Raw genomic sequence first — 16755 nt, 5'->3', positions numbered from 1 at the left:
TCACAAATTCTCAGCGTGCCAGCCATCCGCCATCGACGGCCAGGGTATAGCCGTTAATATAGTCGGCGGCGGCCGAGGCGAGAAACACCACCGGCCCCTGCAGGTCTTTGGGTTCTCCCCAGCGACCGGCGGGAATGCGCTCGAGGATCGCTTGGTTACGTTCTTCATCTTCGCGCAGCGCCTGGGTGTTATTGGTGGCCATATATCCTGGCGCAATGGCGTTGACGTTGATGCGCTGTCCGGCCCATTCGTTGGCCAGCAGACGGGTCAAACCCAGCACGCCGCTTTTCGAGGCGGTGTAGGAGGGGACGCGGATCCCACCCTGAAACGAGAGCATCGAGGCGATGTTAATGATTTTGCCGCCATCGCCCTGGCGAATGAACTGCCTGGCGACCGCCTGGCTGAGAAAGAAAACCGCTTTTAGATTCAGATCGATCACCGCGTCCCAGTCGCTTTCCGTGAAGGTCAGGGCATCATGGCGGCGGATAATCCCGGCGTTATTGACCAGAATATCGACCCGACCCATCGCCGCGACCGCCTGGTCGACCAGCACGCTCATCTCATCCTGAAGGCTGAGATCCGCCTGAATGGCATGAAAGCGGCGACCCAGCGCCTGAACCTGTGCTGCCGTGTCATGGGGAATTTTACGGTTGATGCCGACGATATCGCACCCGGCCTGCGCCAGGCCCAGCGTCATTCCCTGTCCCAGTCCGGTATCGCAACCGGTCACGATGGCGACCTTACCCGTCAGGTCGAAGGCGTTCAGTACCATATTCACCTCTGTCAGCTGATCTTCAGGCGTACGATGACGCCACCTGTGACCAGCATAGAGGCAGGAAAACAAAATTACAATAAAAATGAAACGACGTTTTGATTTTATTGCCGGCGGCGTGACAGCGATCGCGTCACCCGCCAGCGTCCTTACCCGAGCAGGGCTTCGGCAGTCAGGGCCTGCAGTGACGGGAGCTTGACGTCCGCCAGCACGAAGCGCGGGTCGCGGCTGTTCTCCGCTTCCGGTACCACGATAGCGCGCATGCGCGCGGCTTTGCTGGCGATCATGCCGTTGACCGAATCCTCCAGCGCGACGCAGCGCTGCGGGTCGACTCCCAGGGCAGCGGCGCAGTTGAGGTATACCTGCGGGTGCGGTTTGCTCCAGGGCAGATGTTCCGCGGAGGCGAGCGCATCAAACTGGTCGCGCAGTTCGAACATGTTGAGCACTTTCTCCAGCATCACCAGCGGCGAGGCCGAGGCCAGCCCCACCTTTAAGCCCTGAGCTTTACACAGGGCCACCGCCTCGCGTACGCCCGGTAGCAGCGGGCGTGAGGCTTCCACCAGCTCGATGGCCCGGCGGATAATGCGCGCGGTGGCTTCTGCGCGATCGACGCCGTGCCACGGCTGCTGGGCATACCACAGATCCACCACCAGGTCGATTCGCAGACCAAGCAGGTCGGGCAGTTCATCGCGGCGGCGGGTATCCACCCCCAGGCTTTCCATGACCTCGACCTCCGCCTGATCCCAGAGCGGCTCAGAGTCAATCAGCAACCCGTCCATATCAAAAATCGCGGCCTCAATGCGGCGCTTCGCTGACATATGTCCTTCTCCTGTTGCGTAATCAGATAAACGAATCGGCATTCATGGTATATCATACCGCGCGTTATTGGGCGAAATTCGCCGTGGAAGATAGACTTATACCCGACACATTCGGGTAAGCGAGGAGCGCCTGCGCCACGCAACAGGCGGCAGGCGAATCACCAACGCGTCTTTAACAAGGGGAACTCATGACGTACCAACAAGCTGGACGCATAGCGGTTATCAAACGCATTTTGGGATGGGTCATCTTTATTCCCGCCGTGCTGTCGACGCTGATTTCTGTCCTCAAATTTATGTATGAGCACAGTGAAAAGAAACCCGGCATTGACGCGGTAATGATGGATTTTGCGCATGTCATGATTGAGATGATGCGTTTTAACACGCCATTCCTGAACTTTTTCTGGTACAACTCGCCGCTGCCGGATTTCCACCACAGCCTGAACATCGGCTTCTGGATCATCTTCATTCTGGTTTTTGTCGGCATGGCGCTGCAGGCCTCCGGCGCGCGGATGGCGAGGCAGGCGAAATTTCTTCGCGAGGGGATTGAGGATCAGCTGATCCTCGAGCAGGCCAAAGGCGCAGAAGGGTTATCCCGTGAGCAGCTCGCTGAGCGGATCGTGGTACCGCGCCATACCATCCTGGTGCAATATTTCCCGCTGTATGTGCTGCCGGTGATCGTGATTATTATCGGCTACTTCTTCTTCTCGCTGCTGGGCTTTCTGTAAGCCAGGTGCCCGGTTAGCCGGGCACCATATTATTCTGCCGGCAGAGCCCGCGGTTTACCCTGATTATCGACGGCAACGTAGATAAACAGCGCTTCCGTCGCCTTATAGCGCTGGCCAATCGGTTCAGAAGAGACTTTTTTCACCCACACTTCGATGTTAATCGTCACTGAGGTGTTGCCGCGCTTCACGCAGCGGGCGTAGCAGCACACCACGTCGCCGACGGCGACCGGGCGTAAAAAGGTCATCCCATCCACGCGCACGGTCACCACGCGACCCTGAGCGATCTCTTTGGCCATGATGGCGCCCCCGATATCCATCTGCGACATCAGCCAGCCGCCAAAAATATCCCCGTTGGCATTGGTATCCGCCGGCATCGCCAGGGTGCGTAAAACCATTTCGCCCTTCGGGGCAAGATCTGTAGTTGTCATGCTCTACTCTGTTGTGGTCAAAGACGATCAGCGGGATGCTACTATGAAAACGGGGCGGAGAGAATAGGGGAAAGCGCCCGCAGAGGCGGGCGCGGCACTTCAGAAGGAGAGGGTAACGCCGGCATAATACGCGCGGCCAGGCTCATTGTAGGTCGAGGCGCCGGCGTTTTCGCGATACAGTTGTTTATCAAATAGATTACTTATTCCGGCATTCAGGCGAATATCCCGGTTTAGCTGATACTGAGTACCAATACCCACGATGGAATAGGCACCTACCTCGGTGGTGGCAAGGGTCCCGGTTTCGTTGCGAATTTCCGCATACTGACGCGGCTTCTGACGGCCATAAAGCGTCCAGTTCACATTCGCAGACAGGGCATCGTTTACCTGCCAGTCGAGCATCGTATTAACGGTATATTTCGGGATAACCGACAGCGGATTGCCTGTCTCTTTACTTTCTGATTTGAGCATCCAGGTGGCATTGGTCCGCCAGCTTAGGACATCTCTCAGCACCGGGATCAGCAGATTTCCTTCCAGCCCCTCGACCACGGCTTTGCCGCCGTTCTGCCACTGCAGAATATTATTGCCGCTGGAGGTATAGCCCAGCACCTCGGTTCCGGAGACGATTTTGTTTTTGTAATCGTTGCGGAACCAGGTAACCCCGGCAGCGTAACCATTAAGGTTGAATTCGATACCGATCTCTTTGTTAATACTGATCTCCGGATCGAGGTCAGGGTTGCCCAGCAGATAGCAGCTGCCTTCAGCTATAGTGTTCGGACAACCGTTGCCGCGGGTGGAGAGCAAATAGCCTTCACTGGATTGATAGAGGTTAGGCGCTTTAAACACGCGCGCGATACCGGCCTTCAGCGTGAACATATCGCTCAGCGCCTGAGACAGATTGAGGCTTGGGCTCCAGTTGCTGCCAAACTGATTATGATAATCGAAGCGGATGCCGGGGATCAGGTTGGTGCCAGGCACGGCTTCGATATTATCTTCCAGATAGATACCGGTGAGGGTGGCGCTGTTTTTGGTACTACGTTGCGTAGGGTCGCCCGAGGTCCCAGGGATAGTCTCGCCGTTGCTGTTAGTGGCCTGCATTGATGCCGGGTCGTGGAGCTGATCATGGTTCCATTCCATTCCCAGCGTCAGCGTCTGGTCCGCCAGCCAGAAGAAAGGCACATTGAATTCCGAGGTAGTACGCCAGGATTCCAGACGGCTGGTGGCATAATCCTCACTGTTGATCATACCCTCGACGCGGCCGGTGGAGCCTTCCTGCAGGCGGGTATTGTTGGTTTTCTCGTAGTAAACACCGGCTTTGGACTGGCCCCAATCCCATAGACCGTTGTAGGTCAGTCCCCAGGACTGGCGATAGAGGCGATTAGTTTCGTGGCCGTACAGGGAGTCCACCAGCCCGTTCGGGCTAAGATTGCCGTTGCTGTACTGGGTATCACCAGCATAGATATTCCCCTGGCGACTATAGGCGTAGCTGAAATCGAGGATCTGTTGCGGGGTCATTTTCCATGACAGCAAGGCGTTAATATCTTTATTGCGTACCCCTTCGCGCCCCGCAGCGTAAGAGCCGTTTTGCGCATGGTTAATATCCCAGGCGTCGGGTTCCGTTTTATTGATATTGCCATACAGGCGCATCGTCAGCGCTTCGCCGGCCAGTGGGCCGCTGAGATTGAAGTTAGCGCGATTGGTCGTGCCTTCCTTGTTGTTTTCCGGCTGGTTGGTAAAGAAAGACAGCGAACCGTGCCAGTTGTTGGTCGGGCGTTTGGTAATGATATTGACCACTCCGCCCGCCGCGCCGGAACCATAGCGCGCGGCTGCCGGACCGCGGAGAACTTCAATCCGTTCGACCATCTCTGCAGGTACCCAGTTGCTGTCGCCCCGGGTATCGCGTTCGCCGCGCCAGCTATAGCGAACCGCGTTACGTGACGTGACCGGTACCCCATCTATCAGGATCAGGGTGTTCTCCGGCCCCATGCCGCGGATATCAATCTGGCGGTTGTTGCCCCGACTGCCGCTGGCGCTGTTGCCGGTCAAGTTCACCCCGGGCATTTTACGGATGATGTCTGAGAGATCGTTGACCGGCGGCTGCTTAGCAATATCATCTGCCGTGATAATCGACACCCCGGGCTGTTGCTTAAGCACCTCTTCCGCCGTACTGCGCACAATCATCGTTTCGGTATCTTGTTCTGATTCTTCAGCAAAGGCGTTAGGGGCGAGGAGACTGGATATGACCAGCGCCAGGGTCGTGGGGACAGAATATTGCGGCGATCTCATGTAAATATCCTTTTCAAAGCAATGCAAAATGAGATCGAGAATATTAATGATAACCATTATCATTACAATGTAACGAGATGAATCTCCATAAAATCCTCACAATTACCGCAACTTTTTATGCAGTTGAGAGAAATCGTGAAGAGAGCCTGCACAGTGTGACCGGAAAGCTGTCAGCGTATGCGCTGAGGTTGTGTGGCTGCAGGGAATGTTTGCCAGCGCAGTGAGATTATAGGGGGTGAGCGCGGCGCGCGATGGCGCGCCGGCGGAGGAGTTAGTGGTGGTCGTCCTGCGGCATATGGCGGTAGATGTAGATCCCGCTCAGCAGGGTAAAGACCAGCGTGAGGGCGGTTAAGCCAAAGACCTTGAAGTTCACCCAGATATTCTGCGGCAGCCAGAAGGCGATATAGATATTGGCCAGCCCGCAAAGGATAAAGAACACCGCCCAGGCCAGGTTAAGCCGCGACCAGACCTGCTGCGGCAGGGCCAGCTCTTTGCCCAGCATGCGCTGGATCAACGGCTTTTTCATCACCCACTGGCTGAACAGCAGCGCGCCAGCGAACAGGGCATAGATCACCGTCACCTTCCATTTAATAAACTCATCATTGTGGAAGAAGAGAGTTAACCCGCCGAAGACGGCCACCAGCACAAAGGTGATCAGCGCCATTTTTTCGACTTTACGGTAGCGTACCCAGCTGTAGATCAGCACGATAGCGGTCGCGACGATCAGCGCGGTGGTGGCGGCGTAGATATCGTAAAGCTTATAGAAGGCAAAGAAGACCACCAGCGGTAAAAAATCCAGAAACTGCTTCATACATCGATCCCGTCTTTCAGGACGGACCGGGGAAGACCCCGATCCTGGTTAAGATTAGTTGCGGATAAGCATATACACGCGGAATAAATAGATCAGCAACAGGGCGGATATCAGGTTGCTGATGGTATTGATGACCACCGCGCCGACGTTTGGCGTCAGGACAGCAAAGCTGGAAGCGAACAGTAACAGCAGGGTTTTTGCCACCAGCCAGCCAATGATAGCCGGCGCCACCAGCCGCAGATTGGCCCACGCCAGGCGCATGCTGCTGCGCATGGCGCTGAGGATACCCATTTTGTCCTGCACCAGCATGATCGGCGCAAAGGCTAACACGATGGCCAGCAGCACGCCGGGCACCAGGACCAGCATCATCCCCATCTGCACCAGGAAGGTAGTGAAGAGGATCAACAGCAGCAGCTTCGGCAGCACCGGGGCTGAGGCGCCGATGGCACGCAGGGCGCTAACGCGATGACCGGCGGAGACCAGCTGGATCAGCAGCAGAACGCCGCCGGCGAGGATCGCATTGCCCACCAGACCCGAGAAGGTTGATGCCGCCGAGGCGCGCAGCAGAACCTGCTGCTGCTCCGGCGTCATGTTCTGCACCAGCTCAAACAGCCCGGCGCTACCGGCGAGGTTATCGCCTTCGCTGAGTATCGACAGCTGCTCGTCACTGGGTGAAAAGGCATGGCCAAGTACTACCGTAATAAACGCGCACAACAGCGCAATCAGCAAAATGGTAATGAACTGATTACGAAAAAAATTCCCGGTGTCACGGTAGACGGACTTCGCCGTGATAGACATGCATTCTCCTTGAGTGTCGCAGGTGTTAACTAGCCGGCGATTGTACCGCAAATCGTTCCCTCGTAGCACTCTCTGCACCATTCAGGGCAGGTATATCTTTGTAAAGAGGCCGCAATGGCGGTAGGCCATAGCGCGCCCGCGCCCGGTTGCAGGCGTCATTTTCCTCACCATTCTCACCGGACATGGCGAATTCGCGGCACGGTGAGGGACGGTTTTCATAAATAGTGCAGTGGACGGCGTCACCGATGTCGCCTGACAGCGCCGCGCAGCGGCTCTGGCGCTGGTTGGTGCCGCTCATGCAGCGCAGGAAAGGGGTCAGCGGCTCGGTCAGCGCGGAAGGCACCAGGCCACCCGCGTCGTCGGCTTCCGCCCAGTAGAAAGAGACACGAAAATACGCACAACAGGCACCGCACGTCATGCACGGGTTGATTTCACTCATAATTACACCTGAAAAAAACGCATCAACACAGATTGTCGGCAGTTAACTTATCCAGCCGCTTTTGCGGCGGCAAGAGGGGGAGAAATATTTTTTTCACGGAAAGTGAAAATTGATGTGAGAAGGATTCAGGGTGTTTCGATCGGTAGCAAAAATTAATCTGGATCAATAAATGTTAAATCTAAGGTTTTAGTGTGATCTAAAACAGATCAAACGTAACTCGTTATAGGTATATTTGGCCGCGCTGAAAAACCATAATGAGGAAGTGGATATGAAGAAGTTAGCAGCGGCGGCATTAATTCTTAGCACGCTTTCCACCGGCAGCGTCTGGGCGCATGAAGCGGGTGAATTTTTCATTCGTGCCGGGACCGCCACCGTCCGACCGACGGAGGGCTCTGACAATGTGTTAGGCAGCCTTGGCAGTTTCAACGTCAGTAACAACACCCAACTGGGTTTAACCTTTACCTATATGGCCACCGATAACATCGGCGTGGAGCTGCTGGCGGCAACGCCGTTCCGCCATAAGGTCGGCACCGGGCCAACCGGGACTATCGCCACCGTCCATCAGTTGCCACCCACCCTGATGGCGCAGTGGTACTTTGGCGATGCGCAAAGCAAGGTGCGCCCGTACGTGGGGGCGGGTATTAACTACACCACCTTCTTTAATGAAGACTTTAACGATACCGGCAAGGCGGCCGGGCTTTCCGATCTGAGCCTGAAGGACTCCTGGGGCGCGGCGGGGCAGGTCGGCCTCGATTATCTGATTAACCGTGACTGGCTGCTGAATATGTCGGTGTGGTACATGGATATCGATACCGATGTGAAATTCAAAGCCGGCGGCGTGGACCAGAAAGTCAGCACCCGTCTGGATCCGTGGGTGTTTATGTTCTCCGCGGGTTATCGATTTTAAATCCTGCTGAAAACTGGCCAACGGATGGCCAGTTCATTGTCACGTCACACCTGTCTGCCGCAAGCCTTCGCCATCGATAGCGGATCACACTTCCGTCCACTGGCGCAGTAGGTTGTGATACATGTTGAGCAGGGAGAGGACCTCTTCTCCGTCGCCAAAGCGGGCCTTCAGAGACTGGATGGTGCGGTCCAGGTCGTAAAGCATCGCGCGCTGCTTATCGTCGCGGACCATCGACTGGATCCACAGGAAAGAGGCCTGACGTACGCCGCGGGTAACCGGGGTGACGCAGTGCAGGCTGCTGGCGGGATAGAGCACCAGATGCCCGGCCGGGAGCTTCACCCGGTGCTGGCCATAGGTGTCTTCAATCACCAGTTCACCGCCCTCATAGCTCTCCGGCTCGCAAAGAAACAGCGTCGCTGACAGGTCAGTGCGCATCCAGCCCGCCTCGCCGTTCTGGCGAACGGCGCCATCGACATGAAAACCGTAGGTCTCCCCTGGCCCATAGCGGTTAAACAACGGTGCGGAAATCGTCCGCGGCAGCGCGGCGGAAAAAAACTGCGGGTGGCCGCGCAGCGCGTCGAGCACGGCGGCTTGCAGGCGGGCATACAGCGGCGTACGGGTATCGATCTGCTGGTTCTGTTTGACGGCCGCCCCCTGGCTGCCCACCGTAACCCGTCCGTCGACCCACTCGGCCTGCGCCAGCTGCCGGGTAAATTCCGCCACCTGGTCTGCCGATAGCACGTCAGGAATGTGATACATCATCGCGGTGTTCTCTCTAAAAGGTGGGGCGCAACGGCCCCACGCACAGACTCAGAAGTGGACGTTCGCCGTCAGCATAAAGGTACGGGGTTCGCCCGGATGATAGCGATAGCCGCTCTTGTTGATGGAGGCCACGTAATCGGTATCAAACAGGTTGTACATATTGAGCTGCAGATCGAGGTTGCTGTTGACCCGATAGCCCAGTTTGGCGTCGGCGACCCAGTAGCCCTCGGTGTGATCCGGGGTACCGACCGCGCCATCGCTGCCCCGGCGCAGGCTTCCGACATAGCGCACACCGCCGCCGACGGACAGATCGCTGGTGGCCTGATACTGCGTCCACAGCGTAAAGGCATGTTTCGGGGTGTAGGCCAGGGCGGAAGATCCATCCTGCGCTACGTTCTGTCCCTCCGTCACTGTCGCATGCTGCTGCGTGTAGCCGGCGATGATCGTCCAGTCCGGGGTCAGGTTTCCGGTTGCGGAGAGCTCATACCCCTCCACGCGCTTTTTGCCGTACTGCGACCAGGTTCCGTCATCGTTGGCGGCCACTTCGTTTTCAATATCGGTACGGAATAACGCCGCGCTGAGCAGCAGACGGTTGTCGAAGATTTGCCACTTGGTGCCCAGCTCGCTGGATTTCGCCTTCTGCGGCTTAAAGTCGGTTCGGTTGGCGCTGTTGCCGCTACCGCTGGCGGCCAGGGCGAAACTGCTGCCCCCCGGCGGCTGCTGTGAGATGGCGTAGTTGACGTAGACATTGCCCTGCTCGGTTAAGCGGTACAGTGCCCCGGCTTTCCAGTTAACCAGATTGCCGGATTTGGCGGTATCCACGGTGGTGACCGGGCTGCCCGTCGACTGGCCGGGCGGGCAGGCGATAGCCCCGCGTCCGCTGCCGCCGCAGGCGGTGGCGCTGTCATATTTAGTATGATAATTGTCGAGACGTAGCCCGCCGTTGACCTCAATCCGTTCGGTCAGCGTCAGCGTATCGAAGGCATAAATCCCGAAGGTATCAGTCTGGCCGTTGGCATTCGCTCCGTTTCTGTCCAGCCCGCCAATCGACAGGTTGCTCACCGGATGGTAGAGATTCACCGCCGGCGCGGTCATGGCGTTAACGCCATAGTTGGTCTGGTTTTCCCGGGTAAACTCCACGCCGGCGCTGACGTCATGGCCTATCGAGCCGGTATTGAAGGTCGAGGTGATATTGGTCTGGTTGGTCAGAATGCGGTTGCTGACATCTTTGGTATTAACCAGACGCGACCAGCTCCAGGTGTTGACGTCATTGATATCGGGGGCGGTGATATTGCTCGCGCCGCCCATCACCGCGGTCAAAAGATACTCCTGTTTCACCCGCGACCAGCGGGTGGTATTGCGCACGGTGGTATTGTCCGTCAGATCGTGTTCGAAGCGCAGGGTGCCGCTGTCGGTGGTGGATTTATCATAATCGGAGTCGGTGCCATAGAAATTGTTGGTATCCACCTTCCCGGCGGAATTGAGCGCGGCATATTTCGGCGAAGGCGCCGAATAGCCCGGCAGGCCGACGGTGGGGATCCCGCCATCCGGGGTGTTGTTCTGCCGGACGTGCAGATAGTTCAGATACAGACGAGTTGGGGTATCGAGTCCGAAGGCCAGCGATGGCGCGATGCCATAGCGTTCGTTTTCAATGCGGTCCCGACCGGCGTCATGAGTTTTTTCCCCCATCAGGTTCAGACGGAACGCGGCGCTGTCGCTAAACGCCTGGTTCAGGTCGAGCGTTCCCCGACGCGACCAGGCGCTGCCGATGCTGGCCGAACCGTCGATCCCGGAGTCAAGGCGCGGCTGCTTGCTGATCATATTGATCGATCCTGAGGGCGCGCTGCGGCCATAGTCCGTGCCGGCGGGTCCTTTGATGACTTCCACCTGCTGGGTATTGAAGGTATCGCGCGTCACGCTGCCGATGTCGCGGATGCCGTCCACATAGATGCTGTTAGAGGTATCCACGCCGCGCATGTAGATGGCATCCCCGGTGGTTGAACTGCCATTCTCGCCGGCATAAAACGCCCCGACGCCGGGGACGTTTTTGAGGGCGTCAGTCAGGTTGGTGACGCCCTGATCTTTAATCACCTGTTCCGGGATCACGGTGATGGTGCGGGTGGTATCGACCAGCGGTTTATTGAACTTGGGATCGCCGGAGGCGCCGGGAGAGTAGAGTGAGGGCGGAGTGGCTTCCACCACCAGCGTCTCTTCACTATTTTTGACTGATTTTTCCGCTGCGATGCCCGTTGCCGGTGAGGCCCCCAGACACAGACCCGTAAACAATGCCAATGAGTTGAAACTGCCAAACGGCAGAGAAGCGTTTTTTTCCATGATAAATGCAGGCTTATTTTTTGTTATGAGCACATACCACACCGCGCAAAAGCGACGTTTTTCGTCGTCTGGCTTGCGCTGACCCGGTGTGATTCTATAAATGATAAAAAGAATAGTTATCATTCGCCTTAATATTTACATAGAAATGTTGACGTTTAAACATATTTCTTCATCGCGATTTACATAGTTCATAAATTTTGAACGAAAAGGGCGGGGATGAAGCAAAAGAGCGGCTGGAAGAGGCCGGTGACAGGCCGCTCCGCGAGGTGACAGGCGCCAGGGCTAACCCGGCGCTTCGTGGTTTTTGGCATAAAAGATGCCCTCCTTCTGAGCGAGGAGAACGCCGTTCTGGAAATTGGTGTAATGAAAAATAGCGGCCCACCGATCCCTCTGCAGGCACTGTTCCGCGACCGCGTTATTGGGGGGACGACCAGCGAGCGTTCTCCCGCCGCGTGACGGAGAACAATGCCGCGCCGTATGTCGTCTGGAGCAAGCGCCGGGCCACTGCTGGCTGCGGCAACAGGTGCGTGAGGTGTGTCGCCAGTAAAAAAAAGCCCGCACAAGTGCGGGCAAAAATACTGGAAGCAATGTGAGCAATGTCGTACTGAATACCTGAGTTATTTACTCAACTATTCAGTAATGAGAAAGATAATATTTCTCATTTAAGATATCAACCCCATCTTTTGTGCGGAAGCGATTTTTTATCCGAGGGTGAAAACCGTACGCTTCTGACTGTCGTCCCGCGGCCAGGCCGCCGCGATCTCCTGCAGCGGCCGCGGGGTGGTGGCGATGGTGAATTTACCCGGCACCGCCGCCTGCAGCATTTCACCTGTCGCCGCCAGCAGCTGCGGCATCGACAGGCTACCGATACCGCTGCCCATCAGCACGAGCGGTGCGGAACGCAGAACTGCGCCATTTAACGCGATATCGGCGCCAGCCAGGGACCCCACCTGCACATAGCGCACCGGTCTGCCGGCTGGGGTATATTTCGCCAGGGCCGGCAATAACACTTCCGCGCTGTGTCCCCACAGGTAATCGATGACCACGTCAATCTGCGCGGCGCTGGTCGCTGAAAATTGCCCGCTCAAGGTTTTATCATCAGCGGTTAACTGAATACACTCATCGGCGTCCAGCGCCGCCAGCGTCTGCGCATTCCGTCCGGTTGCAATGATTTTTTTCGCCCCCAGATAGCGGGCAATCTGCACCGCCAGCTGACCGGCGCTGCCGGTGGCGCCGTTAATCAGCACCGTTTCACCGGCCTGGAGCTGGGCGCGAGTCACCAGAGACGCCCACGCGGACATGCCGGGATTGGCCATCGCCGCGGCGCTAACATCATCGAGCGCATCCGGCACCGGCAGGCAACTCTGCAGGGCAACCGGCGCCTGCTGCGCCATACTGCCGAAGGGAGCGGTGGGGAAGGCGAAATAGACGCGCTGGCCCTGAGGTGTGGTGCCGACGCCATCGATACCGGGCACAAAGGGCAGATTGCCGTCGAAGCTGTAATGGCGTCCGGATGCGCGGGCCTTAACCACATGGCTCAGCGCGGCGGCGCGGACGTCAATGATCGTCTGGCCGGGCGCGGGCTGCGGGTCGATAAAATCGGCCCAAACCGGGCCTTCTGCGAGGTCAAAAACCACGGCTGCTTTCATAAATTATCTCCTGTCGGGAATTATGTGTAAAATGCACATATTGTTTTGCAGCACTATACGCGGAAAATTAATATATGCAAGATGCACATAATGACTACGACATTACCGACTTTCACGGTGCGCTACTGGATATCATCAGCGTGATGAACCAGCCGCTGCGCGACGAGCAGATCCTCCAGGCGGCTGGCGTCCAGCTGGAACAGATGCTGTTTCCGCTGCTGGTGGCGGTAGGACGCCATGGCCCGGTAGGGGTGGTTGAGCTGGCGGATCATTTAGGGCGCGATTACACCACCGTCAGCCGCCAGGTGAAAAAACTGGAAGCCCAGGGACTCGCCTGTAAGCAACCTAACCGTCATGACCGACGGATCAGTGAAGTGACGCTTAGCGCCAGCGGACAACAGATGATCGACAGTATTGCGGTAGCGCGGCGGCGGTTAATGAATCAGGTGCTGGCGCAGTGGCCGGAAGATGAAGTGCAGGCGCTGTTTCGCTTAACGCGCAAATACGCCGACAGTTTGCAGCAACCTGGCTAAATTCTCGCGTGCTGCCGCCCTGGCGCAACAATCATCTTGTTCGTCACAAATCACGGGTCAGCTCGTCGATGTTGTCGGAAAGTATCTCCAGCAGGGATCGTACATAGATATTGTTATTTCCCTGATGCCACATCGCGCTGAGGGGAAGGCCTTCGATATGTTTTTTGGGCGTGAGCGCAAGGTATTTCACGCCGTCCGCATTCATGTCTTTATAGGACGCAGGCACCAGAGCAATGCCGAGTCCTGCGGCAACAAAACTCAGGATAGTCTGCTTCTCTTCAGCATACTGCGCGATAACAGGCATGCTGCCACCTTCCTTGAAAATATTCATTGTCAGGTCATGGCTGTGACGCCGGGTGCGTCTTTCCGGCAAGATAACAGGCTCGTGCCGAAAGTCATCGATACTGACTTCATCATAACTGACCAGCCGGTGGTTAGTGGGCACGGCGAGCACGCAAGTTTCATTGGCGATAAATCGCGTTGTCAGCATGGCATCAATGTGTTCCGGCGGGCGCACAAAAACCACATCCAGCCACCCTGAAATGAGTCGGGGGATAAGTTTGTGAGATTTATCTTCTGTAAGATGAATATCTGCTTCAGGAAAACGCCTGACGAAAAGATTAAGCAATTCAGGAAGTAATCCTTTGGCTGCGCTGTCGATAGCCCCGATCCGCAACGTTCTTTTCTGCAACAGGCTATTTTTCCGGAATCGCTGCCGTAGCGCATCGAAATCAGCAATGACCGTTTTGGCCTCATTTAAAAAGGCGGCGCCTTCAGGCGTTAGCGACACGTTGCGGGTCGATCGATTCAGTAGCCTGATCCCCAAATCATCTTCCAGCAGTTTGATGAAGCGACTCAGTGACGCAGGCATCATTTCGAGTTTACGGGCAGCCCGGCCAAAGTGAAGCTCATCACCTAATACCACAAAGCAACGTAGCTGATTTATATCCATTTTTTCACCAAAACCTGATTATACAAATTATTTATATAAAGCTGTGCCGATGATAAAGCGGTTCAAAACTTCATACTGGGATTATTACAAAACGATAACAACCCTACATCACTATGGAGCATCCCGTCATGAATAACGACCTCGAAAAGAAGGTGATGCGCAAAGTTACCCTGCGCATTATTCCTTTCATCATGCTGCTGTACTTCATTGCCTTCCTTGACCGCGTCAATATTGGCTTTGCCGCTCTGACCATGAACCAGGACCTGGGGTTTTCACCCACCGTTTTTGGGCTGGGCGCCGGCATTTTCTTCCTGGGTTACTTTCTGTTTGAGGTGCCGTCAAACTTAATTCTCCATAAAGTGGGCGCCCGCATCTGGATCGCCCGCGTCATGATCACCTGGGGATTCGTCTCTGGCTGCATGGCTTTTGTGCAGGGCACGACGAGCTTCTACATTCTGCGTTTTCTGCTCGGCGTGGCGGAAGCCGGTTTCTTCCCGGGTATCATTCTCTATCTCAGCTACTGGTTTCCTGCCGCCAGGCGTGCGCAGGTCACTGCCATCTTTATGGCTGCAGCTCCCCTGTCGACAGCACTGGGATCGCCGGTTTCGGCCGCTTTGCTCGAGATGCATGGCTTCCTCGGCTACGCCGGCTGGCAGTGGATGTTTGTACTGGAAGCTTTCCCGGCGCTGGTGCTCGGTGTTGTGGTTCTGTTCTTCCTGACGGATCGTCCGGCCAAGGCCAAATGGCTAACTGATCAAGAGCGTGCCTGGCTGGAAAACACCATGCAAGACGAGGAGCTGGCGCGGGCGGCAAAACAGAGCCATTCCAGTGCATGGCGAGGGCTAGCGGATATACGCGTCCTGGCGCTGGCGCTGGTCTATTTCGGTACCTCAGCCGGGCTGTATACGCTTGGCATCTGGTCCCCGCAAATCATTCGCAGTTTCGGTGCTTCCTCGCTGGAGATTGGTTTCCTGAACGCTTTTCCGGCGGTGATCGGCGTCATCGCCATGATCCTCTGGGCGCGTCATTCCGATCGAACCAAAGAGCGCAGCTGGCACGTCATTGGCGCCTGCCTGCTGGCGGTTGCCGGGCTGATATACGCCGGTAATGTCAGCACATTGTTTACCGTGATGCTTGCCTTAACGCTGGTCACTGTGGGGATTAGCGCATCAAAACCCCCTCTGTGGAGCATGCCAACCCTGTTCCTCAGCGGCCCGGCTGCGGCCGCTGGCATTGCCGCTATCAACTCCATCGGCAACCTCGGCGGTTTCGTCGGCCCGATGATGATTGGCGTGATCCGCGAGCAAACCGGTAGCTACAGCTGGGGCCTGTATTTTGTCGCCGGATTGCTGGCGCTCTCGGCCCTCGTGGTCGTGATTCTTTCTGCCAGAGCGAACAAATCGCCGACGGCAGAGCTTCCACATCCTCATACTCATTAACTGGAGAAGTAACGATGCGTCACTACAAAATTGCTGCCATCCCTGCGGACGGTATCGGACCGGAAGTCATTTCGGCAGGTATTGAAGTCTTGCACGCGCTGACGCGCCACGATCCGCAACTGAAATTTGATATAGAGACCTTTGACTGGGGGTCAGACTATTACAAAAAACATGGCGTGATGATGCCGGAAGAAGGACTGAACATGCTGAAAGCATTCGATGCCATTTACTTCGGCGCGGTGGGGGCACCGGATGTCCCTGACCACATCACACTCTGGGGCCTGCGGCTGCCTATTTGCCAGGGCTTTGACCAGTACGCCAATGTGCGACCCACCAAAATTCTGCCGGGCGTCACTTCACCGCTGCGCAACCGCGGGCCGGGCGATCTTGACTGGGTCATCGTGCGTGAAAACTCTGAAGGTGAATATTCTGGTAACGGCGGCCGTGCGCACCGTGGTTTACCTGAAGAAGTCGGTACCGAAGTGGCAATCTTTACCCGTGTTGGGGTAACGCGCATTATGCGCTATGCCTTCAGACTGGCGCAGTCTCGGCCACGTAAACTGCTGACCGTGGTAACCAAATCCAACGCCCAGCGCCATGGCATGGTGATGTGGGATGAGATTGCCGCTGAAGTGGCGCAGGAATTCCCGGATGTGCAGTGGGACAAAATGTTGGTCGATGCCATGACGCACCGTATGACGTTGCATCCCCAGACCCTGGATACCATCGTTGCCACCAATCTGCACGCCGATATCCTTTCCGATCTGGCTGGCGCGCTGGCGGGTAGCCTGGGCGTAGCGCCGACCGCGAATATTGATCCTGAACGCCGCTTCCCTTCCATGTTCGAACCGATCCATGGTTCCGCATTCGATATCACCGGCAAAGGGATTGCGAACCCCATTGCCACTTTCTGGACCGCGGTACAGATGCTTGAACATCTGGGCGAACGCCATGCCGCTGCGCTGATTATGGAAAGCATTGAGTATGTGTGTGAAAAAGGCATTCTGACGCCAGATGTCGGTGGCTCAGCCAATACCGCGGAGGTGACACGCGCCGTGGTGCACTACATTGACGCTAAAGCTGACATTGCCGAGACCGCATAACC

General features: G+C 56.5%; 16 protein-coding genes. 5 read left to right on the top strand and 11 right to left on the bottom strand.

The annotated features are described in order from the left end of the window. Positions 1 to 10: 10 nt before the first annotated feature. A complete protein-coding gene (gene kduD / locus AC3EMD_RS15715; protein WP_032730134.1) occupies positions 11 to 772 on the bottom strand; it encodes a 2-dehydro-3-deoxy-D-gluconate 5-dehydrogenase KduD in 762 nt (253 codons plus the stop codon). A gap of 149 nt (positions 773 to 921) precedes the next feature. Further along, positions 922 to 1590, bottom strand: a complete 669-nt coding sequence (gene hxpB / locus AC3EMD_RS15710) for a hexitol phosphatase HxpB (RefSeq protein ID WP_012968454.1) — start codon at positions 1588 to 1590, stop codon at positions 922 to 924. Positions 1591 to 1778: 188 nt separating this feature from the next. On the opposite strand from hxpB, the gene AC3EMD_RS15705 reads away from it, so the two are divergent. After that, positions 1779 to 2315, top strand: coding sequence for a YniB family protein (locus AC3EMD_RS15705; RefSeq protein ID WP_008807758.1), 537 nt, complete (start codon positions 1779 to 1781; stop codon positions 2313 to 2315). A gap of 29 nt (positions 2316 to 2344) precedes the next feature. Here AC3EMD_RS15705 and yciA read toward each other — a convergent pair whose 3' ends face one another. From yciA to AC3EMD_RS15680, 5 genes are all read right to left on the bottom strand, one after another. Next, entirely contained in the window at positions 2345 to 2743 is a 399-nt protein-coding gene (gene yciA, locus AC3EMD_RS15700) for an acyl-CoA thioester hydrolase YciA (RefSeq protein WP_008807759.1), read from the bottom strand. Between the two features lie 99 nt (positions 2744 to 2842). After that, positions 2843 to 5026 (bottom strand): TonB-dependent siderophore receptor, encoded by a 2184-nt coding sequence (locus AC3EMD_RS15695; protein WP_213935731.1) that lies wholly within the window; start codon positions 5024 to 5026, stop codon positions 2843 to 2845. Positions 5027 to 5297: 271 nt separating this feature from the next. Beyond that, the gene (locus tag AC3EMD_RS15690) at positions 5298 to 5837 is read right to left on the bottom strand and encodes a septation protein A (RefSeq protein ID WP_008807761.1); all 540 of its coding nucleotides are present in this window, start codon (positions 5835 to 5837) and stop codon (positions 5298 to 5300) included. A 54-nt stretch (positions 5838 to 5891) separates the two neighbouring features. After that, positions 5892 to 6635 (bottom strand): YciC family protein, encoded by a 744-nt coding sequence (locus tag AC3EMD_RS15685; protein ID WP_008807762.1) that lies wholly within the window; start codon positions 6633 to 6635, stop codon positions 5892 to 5894. A gap of 25 nt (positions 6636 to 6660) precedes the next feature. Beyond that, positions 6661 to 7074 carry a YkgJ family cysteine cluster protein gene (locus AC3EMD_RS15680; protein ID WP_008807763.1) on the bottom strand — a complete coding sequence of 138 codons (414 nt, stop codon included), beginning with the start codon at positions 7072 to 7074 and terminating at the stop codon, positions 6661 to 6663. Positions 7075 to 7342: 268 nt separating this feature from the next. On the opposite strand from AC3EMD_RS15680, the gene ompW reads away from it, so the two are divergent. Beyond that, positions 7343 to 7981 carry an outer membrane protein OmpW gene (ompW, locus tag AC3EMD_RS15675; RefSeq protein WP_012542066.1) on the top strand — a complete coding sequence of 213 codons (639 nt, stop codon included), beginning with the start codon at positions 7343 to 7345 and terminating at the stop codon, positions 7979 to 7981. 84 nt (positions 7982 to 8065) lie between these two features. On the opposite strand, the gene ybiX is transcribed toward ompW, so the two are convergent. The 3 genes from ybiX to AC3EMD_RS15660 all read right to left on the bottom strand — a co-directional run bounded on the left by ybiX (position 8066) and on the right by AC3EMD_RS15660 (position 12726). Continuing rightward, the gene (ybiX, locus tag AC3EMD_RS15670; RefSeq protein WP_008807765.1) at positions 8066 to 8743 is read right to left on the bottom strand and encodes a PKHD-type hydroxylase YbiX; all 678 of its coding nucleotides are present in this window, start codon (positions 8741 to 8743) and stop codon (positions 8066 to 8068) included. A 48-nt stretch (positions 8744 to 8791) separates the two neighbouring features. Further along, on the bottom strand, positions 8792 to 11077 hold the full coding sequence (locus AC3EMD_RS15665; protein WP_012968453.1) for a catecholate siderophore receptor Fiu: 2286 nt from the start codon (positions 11075 to 11077) through the stop codon (positions 8792 to 8794). 701 nt (positions 11078 to 11778) lie between these two features. Continuing rightward, positions 11779 to 12726 (bottom strand): quinone oxidoreductase family protein, encoded by a 948-nt coding sequence (locus AC3EMD_RS15660; RefSeq protein ID WP_048267797.1) that lies wholly within the window; start codon positions 12724 to 12726, stop codon positions 11779 to 11781. 74 nt (positions 12727 to 12800) lie between these two features. On the opposite strand from AC3EMD_RS15660, the gene AC3EMD_RS15655 reads away from it, so the two are divergent. Continuing rightward, positions 12801 to 13259: a MarR family winged helix-turn-helix transcriptional regulator gene (locus AC3EMD_RS15655; protein WP_004210757.1), complete on the top strand. Its 459-nt coding sequence runs from the start codon at positions 12801 to 12803 to the stop codon at positions 13257 to 13259. Positions 13260 to 13302: 43 nt separating this feature from the next. Here the strand turns inward: AC3EMD_RS15655 and AC3EMD_RS15650 are convergent, their stop codons facing one another. Then, on the bottom strand, positions 13303 to 14211 hold the full coding sequence (locus tag AC3EMD_RS15650) for a LysR family transcriptional regulator (RefSeq protein ID WP_012542062.1): 909 nt from the start codon (positions 14209 to 14211) through the stop codon (positions 13303 to 13305). A 128-nt stretch (positions 14212 to 14339) separates the two neighbouring features. On the opposite strand from AC3EMD_RS15650, the gene AC3EMD_RS15645 reads away from it, so the two are divergent. Together AC3EMD_RS15645 and AC3EMD_RS15640 are read left to right on the top strand one after the other, a co-directional pair. Next, positions 14340 to 15650: an MFS transporter gene (locus AC3EMD_RS15645; protein ID WP_302073585.1), complete on the top strand. Its 1311-nt coding sequence runs from the start codon at positions 14340 to 14342 to the stop codon at positions 15648 to 15650. Between the two features lie 14 nt (positions 15651 to 15664). Continuing rightward, entirely contained in the window at positions 15665 to 16753 is a 1089-nt protein-coding gene (locus AC3EMD_RS15640; RefSeq protein ID WP_008807772.1) for a tartrate dehydrogenase, read from the top strand. The last annotated feature ends 2 nt before the right edge of the window (positions 16754 to 16755 follow it).

It is taken from the genome of Klebsiella sp. PK18, assembly GCF_057784655.1.
Note: the sequence above shows the minus strand (reverse complement) of the source record. Positions and strands in the feature narration are given on the sequence as shown.

Coding starts and splice junctions, on each gene's coding strand:
- kduD (WP_032730134.1), bottom strand. CDS start 772: ATGGTACTGAACGCCTTCGACCTGACGGGTAAGGTCGCCATCGTGACC.
- hxpB (WP_012968454.1), bottom strand. CDS start 1,590: ATGTCAGCGAAGCGCCGCATTGAGGCCGCGATTTTTGATATGGACGGG.
- AC3EMD_RS15705 (WP_008807758.1), top strand. CDS start 1,779: ATGACGTACCAACAAGCTGGACGCATAGCGGTTATCAAACGCATTTTG.
- yciA (WP_008807759.1), bottom strand. CDS start 2,743: ATGACAACTACAGATCTTGCCCCGAAGGGCGAAATGGTTTTACGCACC.
- AC3EMD_RS15695 (WP_213935731.1), bottom strand. CDS start 5,026: ATGAGATCGCCGCAATATTCTGTCCCCACGACCCTGGCGCTGGTCATA.
- AC3EMD_RS15690 (WP_008807761.1), bottom strand. CDS start 5,837: ATGAAGCAGTTTCTGGATTTTTTACCGCTGGTGGTCTTCTTTGCCTTC.
- AC3EMD_RS15685 (WP_008807762.1), bottom strand. CDS start 6,635: ATGTCTATCACGGCGAAGTCCGTCTACCGTGACACCGGGAATTTTTTT.
- AC3EMD_RS15680 (WP_008807763.1), bottom strand. CDS start 7,074: ATGAGTGAAATCAACCCGTGCATGACGTGCGGTGCCTGTTGTGCGTAT.
- ompW (WP_012542066.1), top strand. CDS start 7,343: ATGAAGAAGTTAGCAGCGGCGGCATTAATTCTTAGCACGCTTTCCACC.
- ybiX (WP_008807765.1), bottom strand. CDS start 8,743: ATGATGTATCACATTCCTGACGTGCTATCGGCAGACCAGGTGGCGGAA.
- AC3EMD_RS15665 (WP_012968453.1), bottom strand. CDS start 11,077: ATGGAAAAAAACGCTTCTCTGCCGTTTGGCAGTTTCAACTCATTGGCA.
- AC3EMD_RS15660 (WP_048267797.1), bottom strand. CDS start 12,726: ATGAAAGCAGCCGTGGTTTTTGACCTCGCAGAAGGCCCGGTTTGGGCC.
- AC3EMD_RS15655 (WP_004210757.1), top strand. CDS start 12,801: ATGCAAGATGCACATAATGACTACGACATTACCGACTTTCACGGTGCG.
- AC3EMD_RS15650 (WP_012542062.1), bottom strand. CDS start 14,211: ATGGATATAAATCAGCTACGTTGCTTTGTGGTATTAGGTGATGAGCTT.
- AC3EMD_RS15645 (WP_302073585.1), top strand. CDS start 14,340: ATGAATAACGACCTCGAAAAGAAGGTGATGCGCAAAGTTACCCTGCGC.
- AC3EMD_RS15640 (WP_008807772.1), top strand. CDS start 15,665: ATGCGTCACTACAAAATTGCTGCCATCCCTGCGGACGGTATCGGACCG.